2 protein-coding genes and 1 pseudogene are annotated in these 3,114 nt (G+C 70.7%); all 3 read left to right on the top strand.

Features of this window, described 5'->3' with window-relative positions; translation table 11 throughout:
- Positions 1–449: 449 nt before the first annotated feature.
- Positions 450–1,112: an urease subunit gamma gene (locus tag B7767_RS32745; RefSeq protein ID WP_085575292.1), complete on the top strand. Its 663-nt coding sequence runs from the start codon at positions 450–452 to the stop codon at positions 1,110–1,112.
- On the top strand, positions 1,096–2,943 hold the full coding sequence (locus B7767_RS32740) for an urease subunit alpha (RefSeq protein WP_085575291.1): 1,848 nt from the start codon (positions 1,096–1,098) through the stop codon (positions 2,941–2,943). The genes B7767_RS32745 and B7767_RS32740 overlap by 17 nt, the downstream gene beginning before the upstream one ends.
- A 93-nt stretch (positions 2,944–3,036) precedes the next feature.
- Positions 3,037–3,114: pseudogene (locus tag B7767_RS45095) on the top strand (urease accessory protein UreF); the annotation flags it as partial.

The following is a 3,114-nucleotide window of genomic DNA, read 5'->3' as shown; positions in this document are numbered from 1 at the left end:
CCTGCGCCCCGGGCGGCACCCGGCACTTCCGGCCGCCTCCGGCGTCACCCCGACCGGACCGGGGGGCGGCCGGCCCCGGCACGGGCGACCGGATCGCCGTGTTCTCCGTCGCCCGGCCCCGGCACGGGCGACCGGATCGCCGTGTTCTCCGTCGCCCGGGCCCGGCCGCCCCGGTGGCCCTCGTCCAGGAACTGCGCGGTCGCACCCACGGTTCGCCCGCGCGCCCCCGCCGCCGTCTCCGGTTCGTCGCCGCCGAATAGGCGAGTGCCCCGCACGGGTGCGGGGGCGGACGGTGCGTCCGCGTCCGCGCCCCTGTGCGACCCGTGCTTCCGGTTCACTCCATCCGGCATGACGGGGCCGTTTTTCCACGTGTCGAAGTCTCCCCTCTCCGAGGATCGCCACTGCGGCGGACGCCGCCGTGCAGCGACGGAACAGGAGAGGGGGACGGCATGCATCTGACTCCGCACGAGCAGGAGCGCCTGCTGGTCCATGTGGCGGCGGACGTCGCCCGGCGGCGCCGTGAGCGCGGACTGCCGCTGAACTATCCCGAGGTGATGGCGCTGTTGACGGCGCACGTCTACGAGGAGGCGCGGGCCGGGGCGACGGTCGACTCGGTGATGGAGTCCGGACGCCATGTGCTGCGGCGCGACGAGGTCATGGACGGCGTACCGGAGATGATCACCAACGTCCAGGTCGAGGCGACGTTCCCGGACGGGACGAAGCTGGTGACCATCCACGACCCGTTCGACGAGGCGGACACCGAGGTGGACGTCCATCCGGGGAAGCGGGAGCTGCTGCCGGACGAGGACGAGTACCGGGTGGCGTTCAACGTGGGCGCCACACCCGTGCCGTTGAAGGTGGCCAACCCCGAGGACCGTCCGATCCAGGTGGGCTCCCACTTCCACTTCGCCGAGGCCAACGGGGGCCTGGCCTTCACCCGCGAGGACGCCCACGGGATGCGGCTGCACATCGCCTCCGGCACCTCCGAACGGTTCGAGCCCGGCGACGCGCGCACCGTGATGCTGGTGCCCGTCGCGGGGGAGCGGATCGTCCAGGGACTCCAGGCCGACAAGAGCGAAGAGGAGAAGCACCTCGATGCCCGACAGGACTGAGAACGAGAACGCCAAGCCCTGGGACCCGCTGCCGCGCTCCCGCTACGCCGACCTGTACGGGCCCACCACCGGGGACCGGATCCGGCTCGCCGACACCAACCTCCGGCTGAGGATCGACGCGGACTGGTGCGGCGGACCGGGCCGCAGCGGCGACGAGATGGTCTTCGGCGGCGGCAAGGTGATCCGCGAGTCCATGGGGCAGTCGCACATCCCGCGCGACCATGAGCGCAAGCCGGTGGACACGGTGATCACCGGGGCGCTGATCCTGGACCACTGGGGTGTGGTGAAGGCCGACGTCGGACTGCGCGACGGCCGGATCCAGGCGATCGGCAAGGCGTACAACCCCGAGACCATGACGCCGCCCGACAACACCGACCCGCGCGCGTCGTCCTTCGTCGTGGGGCCCGAGACGGAGGTGATCTCCGGCCAGGGGCGCATCCTGACCGCCGGCGGAGTCGACACGCACGTGCACTTCCTGTGCCCCGGCCAGATCCACGAGGCCCTCGCGTCGGGCGTGACCACCCTGATCGGCGGCGGCACCGGCCCCGCCGAGGGCAGCACGGCCACCACCGTGACGCCCGGCAAGTGGCACATCCAGCGGACCTTCGAGGCGCTCGACGCCTTCCCGGTCAACATCGGCCTGCTCGCCAAGGGCAGCACCGTCTCCGAGAAGGCACTGCACGACCAGGTCGAGGCAGGCGCCCTCGGCTTCAAGATCCACGAGGACTGGGGCGCGACCCCGGCCGTGATCGACGCCGCCCTGAACGTGTGCGAGGAGACCGGGGTCCAGGTCGCCCTGCACGCCGACTCCCTCAACGAGTCCGGCTTCGTGCACCACACCTTCGCCGCGACCAAGAAGAACCGCCGGACCAAGGACGCCACCGACTACCGCGGCCTGCACATCTTCCACATCGAGGGCGCCGGCGGCGGACACGCCCCCGACATGATCAGCCTCGCGAGCAAGCCGAACGTACTGCCGGCGTCGACCAATCCCACCCGGCCCTTCACGGTCAACACCGTCAAGGAACACGTCGACATGATGATCGTCTGCCACCACCTCAACCCGGAGGTCGAGGCGGACATGGCGTTCGCCGACTCCCGGATCCGGCCCTCCACCATGGCCGCCGAGGACCTGCTCCACGACATGGGCGCCATCTCGATGATGTCCTCCGACGCCCAGGCCATGGGCCGCATCGGCGAGATGATCCTGCGGACCTGGCAGACCGCGCACGTCATGAAGTCCCGCTACGGACATCTGCGCGAGGACGACGCCGACGCGGACAACTTCCGGGCCCGGCGTTACATCGCCAAGTACACGATCAACCCCGCCATCACCCACGGCATCGACCACGAGGTCGGTTCCGTCGAGGACGGAAAACTCGCCGACCTGGTCCTGTGGGAGCCGAAGTTCTTCGGCGTGAAACCCCACATGGTCATCAAGGGCGGCCAGATCGCCTACGCGCAGATCGGCGACGCCAACGCCTCCATCCCCACCCCGCAGCCCTATCTGCCGCGCCCGGTCTGGGGCTCCCAGGGCCGCGCCCCGGGGGCGAACTCCTTCAACTTCGTCGCCGAGGCCGCCCTCGACGGCGAGCTCTCCCGGACCGGACTGCTCAAGCCGCTGCGCGCGATCCGCTCCACCCGGGGCGTCACCAAGGCCGACATGGTGCACAACAACGGGTTGCCGGAGATCGGCGTCGACCCCGACACCTTCGACGTCACCATCGGCGGCGCCACCACCTCCGACGTCCGCACCAGCGTCGACGGACAGGAGGTCGGACGGAACTACGCGACGGAACTCCCCCTGGCACAGCGGTACTTCCTCTTCTGACCTCCCCGGCCCTCATCCGGAACCGAAACTCGAAACCCGGAACCGGAACCCGAAACCCGAAACCCGGAACCCGAAAGGCGGGCCCGTCGCCCCATGAGCCGCACCGCCCTGCTCCTCCTGGCCGACGGCCGCTTCCCCGCCGGCGGGCACGCCCACTCCGGCGGGATGGAG

It is taken from the genome of Streptomyces sp. 13-12-16, assembly GCF_002114215.1.
Lineage (GTDB): Bacteria > Actinomycetota > Actinomycetes > Streptomycetales > Streptomycetaceae > Streptomyces.
The sequence above is the reverse complement of the archived record's forward strand: the minus strand, read 5'-3'. Positions and strand labels throughout refer to the sequence as shown.